At 68.7% G+C, this 17,279-nt stretch carries 12 protein-coding genes; 8 read left to right on the top strand and 4 right to left on the bottom strand.

The features are described from left to right. Nucleotides 1-7: 7 nt before the first annotated feature. The 6 genes from G6O54_RS26975 to G6O54_RS26950 all read left to right on the top strand — a co-directional run bounded on the left by G6O54_RS26975 (nucleotide 8) and on the right by G6O54_RS26950 (nucleotide 7,906). A complete protein-coding gene (locus G6O54_RS26975) occupies nucleotides 8-3,118 on the top strand; it encodes a glutamine amidotransferase (RefSeq protein WP_165230338.1) in 3,111 nt (1,036 codons plus the stop codon). A gap of 65 nt (nucleotides 3,119-3,183) precedes the next feature. Next, nucleotides 3,184-4,212 carry an AAA family ATPase gene (locus G6O54_RS26970; protein ID WP_165230335.1) on the top strand — a complete coding sequence of 343 codons (1,029 nt, stop codon included), beginning with the start codon at nucleotides 3,184-3,186 and terminating at the stop codon, nucleotides 4,210-4,212. A 42-nt stretch (nucleotides 4,213-4,254) separates the two neighbouring features. Next, complete coding sequence (locus G6O54_RS26965) at nucleotides 4,255-4,620, top strand: hypothetical protein (protein ID WP_165230332.1); 366 nt, start codon at nucleotides 4,255-4,257, stop codon at nucleotides 4,618-4,620. Nucleotides 4,621-4,640: 20 nt separating this feature from the next. Next, nucleotides 4,641-5,600, top strand: coding sequence for a DUF58 domain-containing protein (locus G6O54_RS26960; protein ID WP_250847110.1), 960 nt, complete (start codon nucleotides 4,641-4,643; stop codon nucleotides 5,598-5,600). Continuing rightward, complete coding sequence (locus tag G6O54_RS26955; RefSeq protein ID WP_165230329.1) at nucleotides 5,597-5,734, top strand: hypothetical protein; 138 nt, start codon at nucleotides 5,597-5,599, stop codon at nucleotides 5,732-5,734. Before G6O54_RS26960 ends, G6O54_RS26955 begins: the two co-directional genes overlap by 4 nt. A gap of 39 nt (nucleotides 5,735-5,773) precedes the next feature. Continuing rightward, nucleotides 5,774-7,906 (top strand): vWA domain-containing protein, encoded by a 2,133-nt coding sequence (locus tag G6O54_RS26950; protein WP_165230326.1) that lies wholly within the window; start codon nucleotides 5,774-5,776, stop codon nucleotides 7,904-7,906. Here G6O54_RS26950 and G6O54_RS26945 read toward each other — a convergent pair. Next, nucleotides 7,897-9,624: a response regulator gene (locus tag G6O54_RS26945; protein WP_165230323.1), complete on the bottom strand. Its 1,728-nt coding sequence runs from the start codon at nucleotides 9,622-9,624 to the stop codon at nucleotides 7,897-7,899. The two genes, G6O54_RS26950 and G6O54_RS26945, sit on opposite strands and share 10 nt — an antisense overlap. 219 nt (nucleotides 9,625-9,843) lie before the next feature. On the opposite strand from G6O54_RS26945, the gene G6O54_RS26940 reads away from it, so the two are divergent. Continuing rightward, complete coding sequence (locus G6O54_RS26940) at nucleotides 9,844-10,392, top strand: isochorismatase family protein (RefSeq protein WP_165230320.1); 549 nt, start codon at nucleotides 9,844-9,846, stop codon at nucleotides 10,390-10,392. Nucleotides 10,393-10,426: 34 nt separating this feature from the next. Here the strand turns inward: G6O54_RS26940 and G6O54_RS26935 are convergent, their stop codons facing one another. Then, nucleotides 10,427-12,556, bottom strand: coding sequence for a sigma-70 family RNA polymerase sigma factor (locus tag G6O54_RS26935; RefSeq protein WP_165230317.1), 2,130 nt, complete (start codon nucleotides 12,554-12,556; stop codon nucleotides 10,427-10,429). Nucleotides 12,557-12,780: 224 nt separating this feature from the next. Between G6O54_RS26935 and G6O54_RS26930 the strand changes: the two genes are divergently transcribed. Further along, on the top strand, nucleotides 12,781-14,409 hold the full coding sequence (locus G6O54_RS26930) for a hypothetical protein (protein ID WP_165230314.1): 1,629 nt from the start codon (nucleotides 12,781-12,783) through the stop codon (nucleotides 14,407-14,409). Nucleotides 14,410-14,429: 20 nt separating this feature from the next. On the opposite strand, the gene G6O54_RS26925 is transcribed toward G6O54_RS26930, so the two are convergent. Beyond that, nucleotides 14,430-15,344 carry a DNA integrity scanning protein DisA nucleotide-binding domain protein gene (locus G6O54_RS26925; protein WP_250847109.1) on the bottom strand — a complete coding sequence of 305 codons (915 nt, stop codon included), beginning with the start codon at nucleotides 15,342-15,344 and terminating at the stop codon, nucleotides 14,430-14,432. Next, the gene (locus G6O54_RS26920) at nucleotides 15,341-17,194 is read right to left on the bottom strand and encodes a hypothetical protein (protein WP_165230311.1); all 1,854 of its coding nucleotides are present in this window, start codon (nucleotides 17,192-17,194) and stop codon (nucleotides 15,341-15,343) included. The genes G6O54_RS26925 and G6O54_RS26920 overlap by 4 nt, the downstream gene beginning before the upstream one ends. Nucleotides 17,195-17,279 lie beyond the last annotated feature (85 nt).

Genomic DNA, 17,279 nt, shown 5'->3' with positions numbered 1-17,279 from the left:
GAAGGCGATGTTCGGTAACACGTCGCTCACCTTCGGCCAGCCCTGGTGGCTCATCCTGCTGCCGCTCATCCTGCCGCCCCTGGCCTGGATGAGCTACCGGAGCCTGTCCGGCCTGGGCCCCGCGCGGCGGGCGCTCGCGATCCTGCTCCGGTCGGCGGTGATCGCGCTGGTCGTGCTGGCACTGGCGGAGCTTCAGTCCGTCCGGCGGTCGGACCGCCTGACCACGATGTTCGTGATCGACGCCTCCAACAGCGTCCCCCGCGAGCAGCAGAAGGCCGCCATCGAGTACGTCACGGACGCATCCCGGAAGCGCCGGAAGGATGACCTGACCGGGGTCCTCGTCTTCGGCAAGACCCCGCGCGTCGAGGTCCCCCCCGCACCCAGCGAGCTGAACCTGCTGGGGGTCGAGAGCACCATCGATCCGGAGAATTCCGACCCCGGCGCCGCCCTCAAGCTGGCCCTCGCCACCTTCCCCGAAGACACGGCCCGCCGGGTCGTGGTCCTCTCCGACGGCAACGAGAACCGGGGCAACCTGCTGGAGCAGGCGCTGGCCGCCAAGGGGCTGGGAGTGCAGGTGGACGTCCTGCCGATCGAGTACCGATACGAGAGCGAGGTGCTCGTCGAGAAGGTCTCCATCCCCCCCGACGTGAAGAAGGGGGAGACGGTCAACATCAACGTCGTGGTCCGGGCCAGCGAGCCCACCCGCGGGACGCTGCAGATCTTCCAGAAGACGGGCAGGTCCTCGGTGCCGGCCGCGGGGAACGAGAAGCCGGTCCCGGTCGAGCTCGAGCGGGGGGTGAACGTCTTCACGCTCAAGCAGCTCATCACCGAGCCGAACTTCTACACCTTCCAGGCCGTCTTCGTCCCGGGCGAGGAGAGCGGCGACCGCAAGACGGTGAACAACCAGGCGGAGGGATTCACCCACGCCCGCGGCAAGGCCCAGGTCCTGCTCATCGAGGGGACGAAGGACGAGCACGCCGAGCTCGTCAAGGCCCTCCGCGAGAAGGAGATCGAGGTCAAGGTCCTGAACGCGCCCCGGGTGGACGGCGGCGGCGACGTGGGGGGCGACCCGATCCCCACGGACCTGGCCCAGCTCCAGCCTTACGACGCGGTGATCCTGGCGAACGTCCCCAAGGAGTCGTTCACCGAGGCGCAGCATCAGCTCCTCGCCTCCAACTGCCACGAGATGGGGGCGGGGCTGATCATGCTCGGGGGGCGCGACAGCTTCGGCGCCGGGGGCTGGATGAACACCCCGGTGGAGAAGGCCCTGCCGGTGGACATGCAGATCAAGGCCCTCAAGGTCCAGGGCATCGGCGCGATGGTCCTGGTCATGCACGCCAGCGAGATCCCCGAGGGGAACTACTGGCAGAAGGTCGTCGCCAAGGCCGCGATCAATGCACTCTCGACGTACGACTACACGGGGATGCTGCACTGGGAAGGCCAGGAAGCCTGGTTGTTCACCCTTCGGCCGATCGGGACGGGACGGGGGACGATGCTCCGGGCGATCGACCGGATGACGCCCGGAGACATGCCGGACTTCGACCCTTCGCTCGTCATGGCCATGCGGGGGCTCAACGGCGTCCGCGACGCCATGTCCAAGCACATCGTGATCATCTCCGACGGCGACCCGACTCCCCCCACGAGCAGCGTCATCAACCAGCTCATCCAGAGCAAGATCACCGTCACGGCCGTGCTGACCGCCGCCCACGGCAACGACCCGGGTGCGCAGAGCGTGATGCGGAACCTCGCCCTGCGGACCAAGGGCCGCTTCTACAACGTCACCAACCCGAGGGCGCTGCCGCGGATCTACCAGAAGGAAGCCCGGACGATCTCCCGGCCGCTCATCTTCGAACAGCCGACGCCATGGGCCCCGCGGCTGAACAGCGCCACCAGCGAGCTGGTTTCGCGGATCGGCGACGACCTGCCGGGGATCTCCGGGCTGGTCCTGACGTCTCCCAAGGAGAACGAGCTCGTCGAGACTCCGCTGGTCTCACCGCTGCCCGCCGGGCAGGTGAATCCGGTCCTGGCCCACTGGACCTACGGGCTGGGTCGGTCGGTCGCGTTCACGTCGGACGCCGGCCGGCGCTGGGCCAAGGCCTGGCCGGACTGGCCCAGCTACGCGGCATTCTGGTCGCAGGTCGTCCGCTGGTCCATGAGGCCGGCCGATCACGGCAACCTGTCGCTCTCGGTCCGCCGCGAGGAAGGTCGGATCCGGATCGTGGTCGATGCGCTCGACAAGGATAGCCAGTTCCTCAATTTCCTCCGGATCCAGGGGAACGTCGTCGATCCCGAGCTGAAGCCCTCACCCGTGGAGCTCGTCCAGACGGCCCCCGGCCGATACGAGGCGACGGTGGAGAACGCGGAGGCGTCCGGCAACTACTTCGTCAACCTCGGATATCAGGGGCCGGAGAACTCGCACGGCGTGATCTCGTCGGGCGTCTCGGTCCCGTACTCCGACGAGTACCGCGAGCTGAGGTCCAATCCCACGACCCTCGAGAATCTCGCGAGCCTGACCGACGGCGAAGTCGTCCGCTGGAAGACCTCGGCCGACGGCCGCGTCGACCCGGGTCGGACCGCGGACGCCGCGGACCACTTCCGCCGCGACCCGGGGCTCGTCAATCCGCGATCGTTCGCGGCGCTCTGGCCCACGCTCCTCTGGCTGGCGGCCTGCCTCTTCCTGGCCGACGTCGCGGTCCGCCGGATCGCGCCGGATACGGACCGGATTCGACGGACCATCTCCGATCGCTGGAGGAAGCTCCGGGGCCTGGAGCCCGCCCCGGCGAGCGACTACATGGAGAAACTCCGCAGCCGCAAGGCCGAGGTCGGCGAGCAGCTCGACCGCCCCCGGTTCGCCTCCCGCTTCGACGCTCCCGCCCCGCCCGAGTCGGGCTCCCGGCCCGTCGACGAGCCCCTCCTGGAAGGCCGAGATCCCGCCGATCGGCCCCGCCCTGCCCCGCCCACGGGGCCGTCCGGCGCGGCCGGGGGCGGCCTCGCCCCGGAGGCCCGGAAGGCCGATGAGGCCGGCTACACCAACCGGCTGCTCAAGGCCAAGCAGCGCGTCTGGGAGGAGCGCGAGAAGGACAAAGAGAAGGACAAGGACAAGGGCCCGCCTCGGTGAAGTCGACCCGGGCAGGCCTCGATCAACGCCACGAACACCGCCTCATCCCCCGAAAGGAACCCGCGATGGCCGACGCCTCGCCCGACTCGATGGAAGCCCGTGCCGAGGATTTCCGGGCCCGCTACAACCAGGTGAAGGCGGAGATCTCCAAGGTCATCGTGGGCCATGACGAGATCGTCCACGGGGTCCTGACCTGCCTCTTCATCGGCGGACACGCCCTCCTGGAGGGGGTGCCGGGCCTGGGCAAGACCCTGCTGGTGCGGACGCTCGCCGATGCCCTCTCGCTGGACTTCAACCGGATCCAGTTCACCCCGGACCTGATGCCGGCGGACATCGTCGGCACCAACGTCGTGATGGAGGGCCCGGACGGCCGCCGCAGCTTCCAGTTCCAGAGGGGCCCGATCTTCTCGCAGATCGTCTTGGCGGATGAGATCAACCGGGCCACGCCCAAGACCCAGTCGGCGCTCCTGGAGGCCATGCAGGAGCACTCGGTCACGGTCGGCGGGACCATCCACCGGCTGAAGGAGCCGTTCTTCGTCATGGCGACGCAGAACCCGATCGAGCAGGAGGGGACCTATCCCTTGCCAGAGGCCCAGCTCGACCGCTTCCTCTTCAAGCTGGTGGTCGGCTACTCGACGCGCGACGAGCTGGCCACGATCCTGGATCGCACCACGCGAGGAGAACGGCCCAAGGCAGAGAAGGTGATGGACGGGGAGACCCTGCTCCGGTTCCAGGAGCTCGTCCGCGAGGTCCTGGTCGCGCCTCACGTCCAGGACTATGCGATCCGCCTCGCCCTGGCGACCCACCCGCGGGGCCCGTTCGCCGCGGCGGCCACGAACCAGTACATCCGCTGGGGGTCAAGCCCTCGAGGCGTCCAGACGCTGGTCCTCGCGGCCAAGGTGCGCGCCCTGCTCGACGGCCGGTACAATGTATCGTTCGAGGACCTGAGGCGGGTCTACCTCCCGTCGCTCCGGCATCGCGTCCTGCTCAACTTCGAGGCCCAGGCGGAGGGGATCGAGCCCGACGAGGTCCTGCTCAAGGTGCTCGAAACCGTCCCGGAGAAGGCCGAGTCGAGGCCGGTTGCCGTGGCCTGAGTCCTCCGATTCGCGAGTGTCCCTCAACCTCGAATCCCGACCATGCACGACATCTACGACCCGACACCACGACCCGAGATCGACTGGGAACCGCCCAGGGAGGAGCGACTGAGCCTCTCTCGAGGGGACGCGCTCGCCCTGGCGGGGTTGTGCGCGGTCCTCTTCGGCGTCGCCTTCCTGGCGTGGCGCGACGAGCCGTTGCTGGCGTTCATCGCGGCGGCCGTCGGTGCGCTCGTGGTCATCGAGAGCTGGCTCACGACCGTCGGGTTCCTGAACCGATGCCCCCCGGTGAGCCTCCGGCTCCGCGGGACGATCTTCCTGGCCGCCCTGATGCCCTGGATGGTGGGGCTGAGCGTGGCCGTCGGCTTCATCCTGTCCCTCTTCTGGATCTACGACCACCTTTCCTGAGCGCCCGGCGAGGTCACCCGATGAGCACAGCCGATCCGCTCGCCGCCGCCCGGGCCGCCATGGCCAACCCGCCGGCGACCGCCGACGGGCCCGCCGGGGGTTCGGGCCCGCTGCTCGATCCCGAATTCCTCCACAAGCTCGAGCAGCTCGAGCTCGTCAGCCGGAAGATCATCGTCGGCCGGATGAAAGGGGAGCGGAAGAGCAAGCGGCGAGGGACCTCGGTGGAATTCGCCGAGCATCGCAATTACTCGGCGGGCGACGACCTCCGGCACATCGACTGGAACGTCTACGCCCGGCTCGACCGGCTCTTCCTCAAGCTCTTCCTCGAGGAGGAAGACCTCCACGTCTACACGCTCCTGGACACCAGCCTGTCGATGAACTTCGGCACGCCGACGAAGCTCCGCTACGGCAAGCAGGTGGCCGCGGCGCTCGCCTTCATCGGCCTCGTGAACCACGACCGCGTCATCCTGGATGGATTCGCCAGCCGGCTCGACCGCGGCATCCCGAGCCTCCGCGGGCGGTCGCAGATGTGGCGGATCATCGAGTACCTGGAACGACTCGTCCCGTCCGGGGAGAGCGACCTGAAGGCGGCCGCACGCGAGTTCGCCATCCGCCACCCCGGCAAGGGGATCGTGGTGGTCATCTCCGACTTCCTGGACAAGCACGGGTATGAGGATGCGCTCCGCTACCTGCTCGCCCGCAACATGGACATCTTCGTGATCCACCTCCTCAGCCGGGAGGAAGTGGAGCCGGAGCTCGTCGGCGACCTTCGCCTGGTGGACTCCGAGGACGACGAGATCACCGAGATCACGATGAGCGCCCCGCTCCTGAAGCGTTACAAGGACAACCTGAACGCCTTCATCGGCGACCTGAAGGAGTGGTGCACGCGACGCGGCATCACCTACATCTTCACGACGAATGCGGTCCCCTTCGACCGGCTCGTCCTCAATTACCTGAGAGAGCGGGGGCTGGTGAAATGAGCGGCTGGTCGGTCACGAGTCCCTGGATCTTCTTCGGCGTCGCGAGCGTGGTCGTGGCGTACATCCTGTTCATGATGGTCGCGCGGCGGAAGGGCGAGCGGGGCGGCGAGTTCGGGCGTGAGAACGACCTCTGAGGCGGGCTCCGCGCCGAGGCGCGGCCTGGGAGACGCGGCATGTTCGGGGACGCCCTCAATCGATTCGGGTCGCTGGGCGGGGCCATGGAGCTGACCTCGCCGCTGGGCCTTGCCCGGTGGTTCGTCCTGGCGGGCGTCCCGGTGGGGATCATCGCCCTCTATTTCCTCAAGCTCCGCCGGCGGCCGGTCGTCGTGCCGAGCACGCTCCTCTGGAGGAAGAGCCTGGAAGACCTCCACGTCAACAGCCTCTTCCAGCGGCTCCGCCGCAATCTTCTCCTCTTCCTCCAGCTCCTGGCCGTGGCGCTGGCGATGCTCGCGCTGGTCGGCCTGCGGACGTGGGGGAGCGGCGGCCAGAGCCAGCGATTCGTCCTGATGATCGACAACTCGGCCAGCATGGCCGCGACCGACACCCCTCCCAGCCGGCTCGACGCCGCCAAGGCGAAGGCACGCGACGTCGTGAACGCCATGGGGGGCGACGACCTTGCCATGGTGATCTCGTTCGCGGAGACGGCCCGCGTCGTCTCGCTCTACACCGGAGACAAGCGGGCGCTCCTGAATCGGATCGACTCGATCGCACCGACGCAATCCACGACGTCGCTCCGCGAGGCCCTCCAGGTCGCCGCCGGGCTCGCCAATCCCTCGAAGCAGATCGGCGAGGGCGTCGTGGCCACGATGGCGCCGGCGACGCCGAAGCTCTTCATCTACACCGACGGCGGGTTCCCCGACGTCGAGGGCTTCAGCCTGGGGAACCTCGAGCCCGAGCTCGTGATCATCGGCCCGCCGCCGCCTCCCCATGCTCCGGCGCCCGCGACGCCCGAGGCCGCGGAGCCGGAGAAGCCGAAGGCGAGCCATCCCTCCGACAACGTGGCGATCGTCGCCCTCCAGGCCGGGACCAACGAGGAACGGCCGGACGTCTTCCAGCTCTTCGGCCGGATCCACAACCATCGCGAAGTGGACGTCGAGACCGAGGCCCGGCTCATCCGCCATTCCGCCGATCGTCCGGGCGCGGAGGGGGACCTGGTCGACGCCGTGGCCCTGAAGATCCCGGCCGGCAGCGACCAGGCGTTCAAGTTCGACATCCCCGACCCGGGCCTCGCCGAGTTCGAGGTGAGCCTCCCGGTCAAGGACGCCCTCGACGTGGACAACCGGGCCTTCGCGATCGTGGGCAACGCCCGCAAGGCCCAGGTCCTGGTCGTCACGGAGGGGAACCGCTACCTCCTGGACGCCTTCACCACCCCGACGGCCCAGGCGATGGCGGACATCCGGATCGCGTCGCCCGAGGAAGCCCGCGGCGATTCGCTCCGCCGCGAGCTTCGCGGCGGCCGATTCGACATGGTCATCTACGACGGATTCCGCCCCGACGCCCCCCCCGAGGCGAACGCGCTCTACTTCGGCTCGCTGCCGCCGGGCGCCGCCTACGACAAGCCCCGGGCCGTCGAGCAGCCCGTGATCCTCGACTGGAACATCGGCCATCCGCTGATGCAGTACGTCCGGGACCTCGGGCTCGTCTTCGTGGCGAAGGCGAGCCTCGTCGATCCCCCTCCCGGCTCGACGACCCTGATCGAGAGCAACAAGGGCCCGCTGGCCTTCACGGTCCCGCGCGAGGGGTACACCGACACCGTCGTGCTCTTCCCGCTCCTCGACGCCGGCAAGCCGAATACGACCTGGTTCCGGAACATCAGCTTCCCGATGTTCCTCCTGAATGGCGTCCAGGGGCTGGGCAACACCCGCGACGTCGCCGGCGAGCCGTCCCGCTCGCCGGGCCGGCCGATCCCCCTCCGGGCCGAGGCGCCGGGGAAGGAGATCACGGTGACCTCCGCCGACGGCAAGTCCACCGAGCGCCTGTCGAGGTCCCCCCAGGGGACCTACGTCTACAACAAGGCCGATCGCACGGGCCTGTATCACGCCCGCTGGCAGCCCGACGGCCTCCTCCCGTTCGCGGTCAACCTCTTCGATCCCCGCGAGAGCGACCTCGCGACCCGGGGCCTCGTCCCCGACGGGACGCCCGAGGCCCAGGCGGAGAAGTACCGGATCAAGATCGGCTACAATCCCGTCGAGACCACCAGGCAGGTCGAGGCGCGGAAGCAGGACTGGTGGAAGACGTTCGCCCTGGTGATGCTCGCGGTGCTGCTGCTGGAGTGGTACATCTACAACCGACGTGTTTACGTCTGAGTCGATCGGCCCGCGGCGGGCGGCTCGCCGGATGCCTGGATTCCCGAGCGTAGCGCCTGCTCCACGGCCTCCATCAGCCGGTTGGCGCGGAAGGGCTTGTAGAGGATGGTCTGGAGCCCTTCCTGGCGGGCCTTGACGATCGAGTGGGTGGGGTCGTAGCCGAAGCCCGTCATGAGGATGACGGGGGTCTCGGGATGGATCTCGCGGAGGCGGTGGTAGATCTCGTAGCCGTCCATGTCCGGCAGCCGGATGTCGACGAGGATGGCCGCGTAGGGGGCCTGGCGGGTCATGGCGATCGCCTCGTGGCCGTCGCGGGCCGTCTCCACCTCGGCCCCTTCCTCGCCGAGCAGGTGGTGGGCGGAGCGGCGGATCGCCTCGTCCGCGTCCACGACGAGGATCCTCCGATCTCCCAGGCGCGAGGCCGCGGCGGTCGCCTTGCGGGCGGTCGCGGGGGCGATCGCCGATCCGACCTTGGTGATGAGGCCCCGGATCTCCCTGGCCCGGTAGAGCAGATGACGGAGGCGGGCGATGATGTCCTCGTCATGGCCGGCGTACCGGTCCAGGACCGTGGTCGCGTCGCTGATGATGTCGTCGAGCGGCAGCGCGACCTCCATGCTGATCGCCTGGACGGAGGCCGAGGCCGCGCTCTGCTTCTCGGCCTGGAGGAGCTCCAGGGTATTGAGCGCGGCCGCGATGTTCCGGCCGTAGATTTCCAGGAACTGGCGATCGCGATCGTCGAAGTTGTTCGGTTGCGGGCTCTCCACGTTGAGCGTGCCGACCACGTTGCCGTGGTAGACCAGCGGCACGGTCAGGGAGCTCCGCGCGTTGGCCGCCCCCTCGATGTAGATCGGATCCTTGGTCGTGTCCGGGCAGACGTAGCTCTGGCCGGTCGCGGCGACCAGGCCGGTCACGCCGTGGCCTTCCTTGCGCGCCAGCAACTCCCGGTTGGCGGCGGTGGGGGACATCCCCTCGCTCAGGAGGGGAAGCAGTTCGCCCGTCTTGCGGTCGAGGAGCCGGATCTCGAGGAAGTCGAGGCCCATCAGGTCCTTCATGTGGCGGGCGATGTTGAACTTGAGGAGGTCGGTCCGCTCCTCCGCGCTCATCTGGGCGAGCTCTTCGGGGGTCAGGTCGGCGAGCTCGTCGCCGGCCTTGGCGATGGCGTTGACCTTGAGCTGCTGCTGGGTCTCGTCGGTGATCTCGCGGGTCAGGACGATCAGGTGGGAGAGCGAGCCGGCGGCGTCGAAGACGGGCGTGACGGTGATCCGGAAATATCGACCGCCGCCGATCTTCAGGCCGGTGCTGGCGGGCTCTCGCGAGCCCACCGCGCTGGTGAAGGGGCTAGGGTCCGGGCCGAGGATTTCGGAATCCGGGAGCGCCTGGAAGAACCGCGTGCCGATCACGTCGGCACCGGGCTCGACCAGTTGCAGGAACTCGGGATTGGCCCAGGTGATCCTCAGGTCGGCATCCACCACCGCGACCCCGTCGGAGATGGCGTCGAGGATCTCCTCCGCCTGGAGGATCATGCCGACCCAGCGGACGGCGGCGAGCTGCGCGGCATCGACGTAGACGCCGGCGAACGTGGACTCGCGGAGCAGGCCGAGGGCCCGCGAGATGGACTGCGTCGTGACGACCTCGAAGGCTTCGCCAAGTGCGGCGACCGTGGATTCATCCGGCGATGCGTCCCGATCGATGACCAGGAGTCGAGGCTTATCGGCCACTTCGGGTCCCTTCGACGGGCCGGGGCCTTCGCCCTCGCCCTTTCACTCCCCCCGAGCCGCGGGGGCCCTGATTCGCACGTGGCCAGTATCCTAACGCCCGTGCGAGGGCGGGGCAAGGAGCGGCAGTTCGGGCGAGTCGGCTACGGATTGAACGGGGCCGCCGGCGGAATTAGGCTCGGGGTGACCGAATCGATCGACTCGCCAACCGAGGTTCCCGCCATGCGATCCACCGAACGCCTGACCGCCCGGCACGGAGGTCTCCTCGTGGTCGATATGCAGGAGAAGCTCCTGGCCGCGATGCCGGAGCGAGACGCCCTGATCGGGCAGGTCGAGCGACTCGTCCGCGGCGCCGGCCTCCTCGGCGTGCCGATCTGGGCAACCGAGCAGTACCCCAAGGGGCTGGGCCCGACCGTGCCGTCGCTGGCCGCACTCATCGCCGATCGTCCGGCGAAGCTGACATTCCATTGCTGCGCCGTGCCGCGGTTTATGGATCAGCTCCGGACACGGGAAATCCAGCACGTCACGCTGGCGGGCGTCGAGGCCCACGTCTGCGTCGCACAGACCGCCCTCGAGCTCCTCGACGGCGGCTTCCGCGTCCAGGTCCCGGCCGACGCCGTCGGCTCGCGGCGTCGGCTCGACTGGGAATTCTGCCTCCGCCGCCTCGAGCATGCCGGGGCGACCGTCTCCACCACCGAGGCCGTCCTCTTCGAGTGGCTGGAGACGGCCGATCGGCCGGAGTTCAAGGAGATCAGCCGGATGGTCAGGTGAGCGAGCGGGCCAGCGTCGTGGAGACAGCCCGGACTCAACGAGTCGGACGGTCACCGGGAGTCGCACGGGGCATCCCCGGCGCCTCATTCAACTGCTTCTCTGCCGAATTGAGGATGGCTCGCACGGCGTCGACGCGAGCGCCGATCTGTTTGGATCGAAGCTGAGCCGCGGCCAGGGACGCCTGACGGATCTCCACGCGAGCCGTCGCGGCGGCCAGCTCGGATTCGGCCCTGGCGGCGTCCTCCGTGCTCACCATCCCTGGCCCGTTGAGCTTGAGCAGTCTTTGATTCTTGGAAACGGGCGCTTCTGCGGCTTTCTGCTCCGCCCTGACCAGATCAAGCTCAGATTGAGCACGCCGGATCTCAATTCCCTGCTGCTCCGCCTGCTCGCCGAGCTCCTCCTGGATACCGCGAAGGCGACCGAGCAGGATCTGAACCTGCTCCGCCGGTGCCTCGCATTCCTTCGCCGAGATGCTTCCTTGTAAATAGAGTTGCTTGCATCGGTGGATCTCGGCGAGGCCGTTTCGGATCGCCGCCTCGATCTCGCGGAACGACGTTGATGGAGATGTGCGAGGCCACGTGTCCCGATCACTCTGAACGGTCCCGGCTGGTCTCATACTGGCCGGTGCGTCCTGCTCGAATGGCGACCGGCTCGCTGCCTGCGGCTCCATGCTCGGCGCCAAGTTACTCGGGGACTCTTCAACCATGGAAGGAGCGCGGACTCGCGTGGGCTGCCTCGCCCCCCCTTGGACCTGGGCGGGTGATTCTGGATTCGGCAACCGCACGGTACTAAGCGAAGGATCGGAACGTTGAGCCCTGGGAAGCCTCTCTTCCAGTTCCGGCACGTCGGGTGCAATCCGCGAAAGAGCTGGCTCGTTGTCCGCCGCGGGACCTTCCAGAGGCTGAGGCGAGGTGATCGGCCTGTTTCCCCTGAGTGCAGGGACTTCGTTCAGCGGCGGTGCATCCGGCCGTGGAAGCCGCTCGAGCAGCAGGTCGAGCTTCCGCTCGAGTGCGGTCAGACGCGCGTCGATTCCGGGATCATTCACCACGAAACGGGGATCGCTCCGCGGTGTCGGCGCATTGGCCTGCGGCGGCATCTGGGGACGGGGATCGCTGCGGGGCGTGAGCGGCTCGGACTGTGGCAGTATTGTGGGAGGTGGAAGCGTCTCCTCGGGCCTGACCGAGTCAGCCTTCTCCGGCTCGGGCCTCGGGATCGGCACGGGCGCCCCAGCCTTCTGCTGCCCGGCCGCGGCCGGGCGAAGTGTGTAGGCCCCGGTCCCGAGGCCCCCCACGAGCACGCCGGCGGTAAGGCCGGCGGCGACCAGCTTGATCGGTGTGAACGTCATCGTCGCGAGGACTCCCTGGGCAAGGGTCGTGGCCGACCCGGTTGGGGTCGACGTCGAGGTCAGGAAAGAAAACAGAAACGGCCGCGCCGACGAACCCGCCGCGGCGGCGAATCGTGCGGCCGCCGCCACCGTCGACGCGATCAGGGGGGCGGGAACCGGGATCGTGAATCGACCGAGCAGCCCGCCCGGGGCCAGGCCGATCAGGCTCGCCACGGGCGAGCAGCCGCGGCGGATCAGCCGGTCCCGAAGCAGCGACCGGCCGCGGGCGAGCCGGCTGCGGACCGTCCCCACCGGCCAGCGCAGCTCGGCCGCCGCCTGGTCATGGGTCTGTTCCTTGAGATAGCAGAGGACGATCGGGGCGCGGAACTTCTCCGGCAATCGGCTCAGCTCCTCGTCGATCGCCGGTCCGAGGTCGTCGGCATCCGGCCGCGAGCTCGCGACCGGATCCACGTCCAGGCCCGTCGCCTCCCGCTCGCGACGGCGGAACATCTCGCCCCGGGCCCGGATCGCGACCTTGCAGGCCACACCGTAGAGCCAGCTCGAAAGCGCCGGGCGGTTCCGAATCGACGACGCCTTGCGGGCCAGGATCAGGAAAGTGGCCTGAAACGCGTCCTCGACGTCGCAGCGGTCCCTGAGGAACCGCCGGCAGAGCGAGAGCACGAGCGGCCCGTGCCGGTCGACGATCGTCTCGAACGCGGATTCGTCCCCCATCGTCAGGTAGCGGTCCAGCAACTGGCCGTCGCTCTCGAAGGCCGACGTGCCGTCCCGGTAGAGGCGATGGATCTGGGTCAGGAGTTCCGAACGTTCGAGCCCGGCCATGTTCGCTTGCCCTCTCCCTGGTCAACAGCTCTACCCAGCTTAGTGCGACCTACCCGGCGACCAATCCGGGAAAGTTGGGAAAATTGTCGGGTCGCCGTCCCGCCCGCCCCGGTCGCCGTCGCGACGAACCTTGAATTGCCTCGCCTCGGCCGATAGACTTCCCTTACGACGTTCGTCGGAGCCTCTCTTGCGGTCTGGAGCGTCATGGCTTGGAGGTGAACACGATGCGCGAGCTGGAAAAGCCGGTGGCGCAGGTCTTTCGGCGGCTCCGCCTGCAGCGGTTCCTGGCGAGCTTCGTCTGGACCCTGACCGCGGCCCTGGTCTTGGTCGTGGTCGTCCTGGCGGCGAGCAAGCTGTTCAACCGCGCGATCCCCGGGCCCGAGTGGATGCCATTCGTCGTCGCCTCCGGGGTCGGGCTCTTCATCGCGGCCCTGGTGGCGGTGTTCACCGGCCCAAACCGCCTCGACGCCGCGGTGGCGATCGACCATGTGTTCCAGCTCAATGAACGGCTGAGCACGGCGATGACGTTGCCGGCCGAGCTCCGAGATACGCCTGCCGGCCGCGCCTTGATGGCCGATGCCCGGCGAAGGCTCTCGGCCCTCGACGTGACATCGCAGTTCGGCCCGCGGATCCCTCGCCGGGCCTGGGTCGTCTTGATCCCGGCGACGCTGGCGGTCGCCGTCCTCTTCCTCCCCACCTGGGTGGAGCGGACCGCGGTCGCCAAGTCGGAGACGCAGATCGAGAGCAAGGCGCTGGCGAAGAAGACCGAAGCCCTCACCAAGAAGATCTCCAGCCAGCGGCAGGCGATCGACAAAGAGAAGTTCCCCGAAGCCGACAAGCTCCTCGCCCAGATCCAGAAGAACGCCGAGGACATCGCCAAGGCCCCCCCCGCCCAGAAGGACAAGATGCTGGTCGCCATGAACAAGCTGACCGACGCCCTCAAGGAGCGGCAGAAGCAGCTCGGCAGCCCCGACCAGGTGAACCGACAGCTCCAGCAGCTCAAGGAGATGGCCGAGAACGGCCCGGCCGACCAGCTCGCCAAGGACCTGGCCAGGGGGGACTTCAAGAAGGCCGAGGAGCAAATCAAGCAGCTCCAGGAGAAGCTCCAGAAGGGGGAGATGTCCCAGGCCGAGAAGAAGGCCCTGGAGCAGCAGCTCGGCGAGATGGCCAGGAAGCTCAAGGACGCCGCCAACATGGAGGCCCGCAAGAAGCAGCTCGACGAGGCCCTCAAGAACGGCGGCCTGAGCAAGGAGCAGCACGAGCGCGAGATGGAGAAGCTCAAGGAGCAGGCGAAGGGCCTCCAGCAGCTTTCGCAGCTCGCCTCGAAGCTGGGCAAGGCGCAGGAGGCCCTCAAGAAAGGGGACATGAAGCAGGCCGCCGAATCCCTGGGGATGAGCCAGCAGCAGCTCGAGAGCATGGCGAAGCAGCTCGAGGAGATGCAGTCGCTCGAGAGCACGATGGCGGACATCCAGGACGCCAAGGACGGCATGGACGGTCAGGGGATGAACCAGCTCGGCCAGAACGACAGCGGCATGCCCGGCATGGACAGCAATCGCCGCGGCATGGGCAACGGCCTGGCCCGGGGCCGCGGTGCCGGAGACAGGCCGGAAGCCCAGGACGAGACGTCAACCTACACGACCAAGGTCCAGCAGCAGATCCAGAAGGGCAAGGCCGTGCTCCAGGGCCTTTCCCAGCCGAGCAAGACCGTCAAGGGCCATAGCGTCATCGAGATCCAGGGTGAGACCGATGCCGCCACCGCCAACGCCGCCGATGCCCTCTCCAATCAGAAGATTCCGCGCAACGTCGAGAAGCACATTCGCGCCTACTACGACCAGCTCAACAAGGGCAGGTGAGGGCCGGCAAGGCCTGTCGCTCAGAGGCCGTCGGCCCCCTGGCCACGCGGCTTCTGGATGTCCAGGATGAGGCGGCCCCGCTTGAAGATCGAGACGTTGCCGGTCGACTGCGAGACGCAGACCGCCAGGGCGGAGGTCGTGACCGTGATCGACGCCGCGGCCTCGTGTCGGGTCCCGAGCCCTTGAGGCAGCGGCTCGTCGAGCTTGCCGCGAGGGGCCAGATAGCGCCCGGCGCAGAGGACCACGCCGTCGCCCCGGACCACGAAGCCGCCGTCGATGGCCGAGAACTCCTTGATCGTCTCCTCGAGCCTGGGGTCGAGGATGTTCCGTTCCTCTTCCGGGTAGCCGTGGAACGGATTGAAGACGAGCTGGTGACTCTGCGAGAGCGTCCGCTCGTGGTCGCCGATGACGAAGAGCGTCCCCACGGCCCGCCCCTCTCGACCCTCCACCCCGAGCTCGCTCGCCAGGGTGAGGACGCGCTCGAAGACCGCCGGGGTCACGTCCGGGGGGAGCGGGTCGGCGGCCATCGCGGTGAACAGCTCGATCTCCGTCCCCATGTCCAGGACCATCAGCGTGTCGATCACGTTCGAGCCGTCGATGCCGGTCAGGCAGAGGATCCGGTCGCCGGCGTGGATCAGGCTCTCCGCCGCCGCCACCAGGGTGGCGACCTTGACCTGCCCCGCACGCGTCATGGCGATGTCCGGAATGCGGACCACGGAACACATCTCTTCCAGGCCGTCCGGCGCGTGGAATCCCGCCTTCCGCGACACCAGGATCACCCGGAAATTCACGTCCTCCACCAGCGCCTGGAGCTCGCCCCCCTCCACGATCACGTCCGCGTGGACCATGATGACACGCGCCCCCACCTCGCGGGCGACCGCGTGGGAGTGCCGCACCATGCTTCGCGTCAGGATCTTGAGGGGGCCGGTCATCATGGTTTCTTGGGTGGAAGGCCGGCCGCCGGTGTCGCCGGCGTCCTGGTCGTGGGGCTATCCAGCTCGATCGCGAGCTGCAGGAGTCCCATGTCGTCGAACGAGCCGGGGTCGCTGGCGGTCCCCGTCTGGACGAGTCGGAGCTCGTTCTTTCCCGCCCTCAAGAGGCCGGGCGGCAGGGGGATCCGAATTCGTTCCGGCAGCTCGTTCGTGGTCACGACGTGGTGATTGATGTAGTCCACCCGCTTGCCGTTCAGCTCCACGAAGGTCCGCAGCTCGCCCTTTGCGACGTTCGCCGAGAAATCGCCTCCGACCGTCTCGCCGACAACCTGGACCACGTCCATGACCACGAACGCCGGCCGATTGAGCGGCAGGCCCGCCGCGAGCTCGAACTCGCGAACGAGCAGCCCCCCCTCGGGGAGCGGTGGATCGAGGAGCGGCGGGGAGGTCGAGATGTTGTCTCCCAGGTGGTGGGCCGCGGGGTCCACGACCATCCGCCAGGCCCGGTCGAAGAGACGGAGCCGGGTCAGACGGCCACGCGGGATGACGAGCCGGCCCGCGTACGGGGTCTCCAGCGTGACGCTCCGCTCGTCGAGCGCGACGATCGCCCCCTCGGCGTAATCGACGTCTCGCGCGGGCTCGGGCTCGCCCGTCAGCGGCACCCACTCCACGCGTGCCAGGAGGCCCTCGACCGGCCGCGACGCCACGGGCTGTCGGCGGAAGAAGAGGCCGCTGATCTCAGCCCAGTCTACGCCGACCGCCGTCTCGTCGACCGAGATCTCCACGCGATCGGCATCCGCTCCCCGGATCACGCCGTAGAGCTGATCGCCGACGATCAGCCGGACCTCATCCTGCGAGGGATCGATCTCGAGGCTCGCCGGAGGCTCGGCGAAGCGAACGAGCCGGACTCCGGAGATCAGCCCCGACGGCTCGGCCCCGCCGCGATCGCCGGCTTCCCGCGAGGTCTGCAAGGCGATGGCCTCGAGGGGACCGGCGGGGCCTTTCCCGTGCGCCAGCTCGCGGTCATCCACCGAGAGCTCGGTCTGGTCCGGCCCGAACCGGACCGAGAGGCGTCTCCACTTCTTCGTCCGCGCCAGTCGCTGCACGGCGAGTGTGGGGCCGTCGGACGATTCGACCGCCAGGCTGTCCTCACTCCAGCCCAGGACCACGCCGATCGTCGCCGGGCCGTCGGGCCCCCGGAACGTCAGCTCCACCGCCTGCCGGCGGCCGGGGGCGACGACCGTATCGTCGCGGAAGGCGACGTCCAGTCGCCCCGCGATGAGCGGCTCCCGGAGTTTGTGCCGGAGCGAGGCCCCGGCCGGGGGCAGCCAGAGGCCGCGTCCCTCGGCCTCGGTGCGGAGCTCGGGCTTGCCCTGGACCTCCCATTGCTTGGGATCGATCTGTTCGAAGCTCTCCGAGAGCACCCTGGCCTCGCCGGGCCGCTGCAGGACCGCCTGCACCCCGGGCCGAGCGACCCGGACCTCCTCCGCCTGCCACGGGACGACAAGCCCGATCGCTGATCCGCCGACCTGTCGGATCATCCCGGAGAGTCGCCCGGACTCGCCCAGGATCACCCGGAACAGCGGCGGGATCTGCGACGGCGCGGAGACGCTGCGCGGGAAGCGGACAGTCGCCCCCGCGGTCAGCGAGATGGACGTCTTCTCGCCGGCCGGCTGGAACGTCAAACCGGTGCCGACGTCCCCCCCCAATCGACCCTCGAGCCCCGGCTGGGCGTTGCGTTCGAGGACGTCTCCGGGGGCATCCGGGCTCGCGAGCCCCCGCGGCGAGGCGGCGAGCAAGCCGACCACGGCGGCGGCGACGAGACGATTTCGAAGCTCCAGGGTGATCTTCATGATGTCGATTGTACGAACTGGTTTTCCCCGAGGGCAAGGCGGCGGGATCGCGGCCGGTTCCCGCCCCGGAGGCCCCGCACGCCCG

It is taken from the genome of Aquisphaera insulae (assembly GCF_011064615.1).
GTDB lineage: Bacteria > Planctomycetota > Planctomycetia > Isosphaerales > Isosphaeraceae > Aquisphaera > Aquisphaera insulae.
The sequence above is the reverse complement of the archived record's forward strand: the minus strand, read 5'-3'. Positions and strand labels throughout refer to the sequence as shown.

Coding starts and splice junctions, on each gene's coding strand:
- G6O54_RS26975 (WP_165230338.1), top strand. CDS start 8: ATGTTCGGTAACACGTCGCTCACCTTCGGCCAGCCCTGGTGGCTCATC.
- G6O54_RS26970 (WP_165230335.1), top strand. CDS start 3,184: ATGGCCGACGCCTCGCCCGACTCGATGGAAGCCCGTGCCGAGGATTTC.
- G6O54_RS26965 (WP_165230332.1), top strand. CDS start 4,255: ATGCACGACATCTACGACCCGACACCACGACCCGAGATCGACTGGGAA.
- G6O54_RS26960 (WP_250847110.1), top strand. CDS start 4,641: ATGAGCACAGCCGATCCGCTCGCCGCCGCCCGGGCCGCCATGGCCAAC.
- G6O54_RS26955 (WP_165230329.1), top strand. CDS start 5,597: ATGAGCGGCTGGTCGGTCACGAGTCCCTGGATCTTCTTCGGCGTCGCG.
- G6O54_RS26950 (WP_165230326.1), top strand. CDS start 5,774: ATGTTCGGGGACGCCCTCAATCGATTCGGGTCGCTGGGCGGGGCCATG.
- G6O54_RS26940 (WP_165230320.1), top strand. CDS start 9,844: ATGCGATCCACCGAACGCCTGACCGCCCGGCACGGAGGTCTCCTCGTG.
- G6O54_RS26935 (WP_165230317.1), bottom strand. CDS start 12,556: ATGGCCGGGCTCGAACGTTCGGAACTCCTGACCCAGATCCATCGCCTC.
- G6O54_RS26930 (WP_165230314.1), top strand. CDS start 12,781: ATGCGCGAGCTGGAAAAGCCGGTGGCGCAGGTCTTTCGGCGGCTCCGC.
- G6O54_RS26925 (WP_250847109.1), bottom strand. CDS start 15,344: ATGATGACCGGCCCCCTCAAGATCCTGACGCGAAGCATGGTGCGGCAC.
- G6O54_RS26920 (WP_165230311.1), bottom strand. CDS start 17,194: ATGAAGATCACCCTGGAGCTTCGAAATCGTCTCGTCGCCGCCGCCGTG.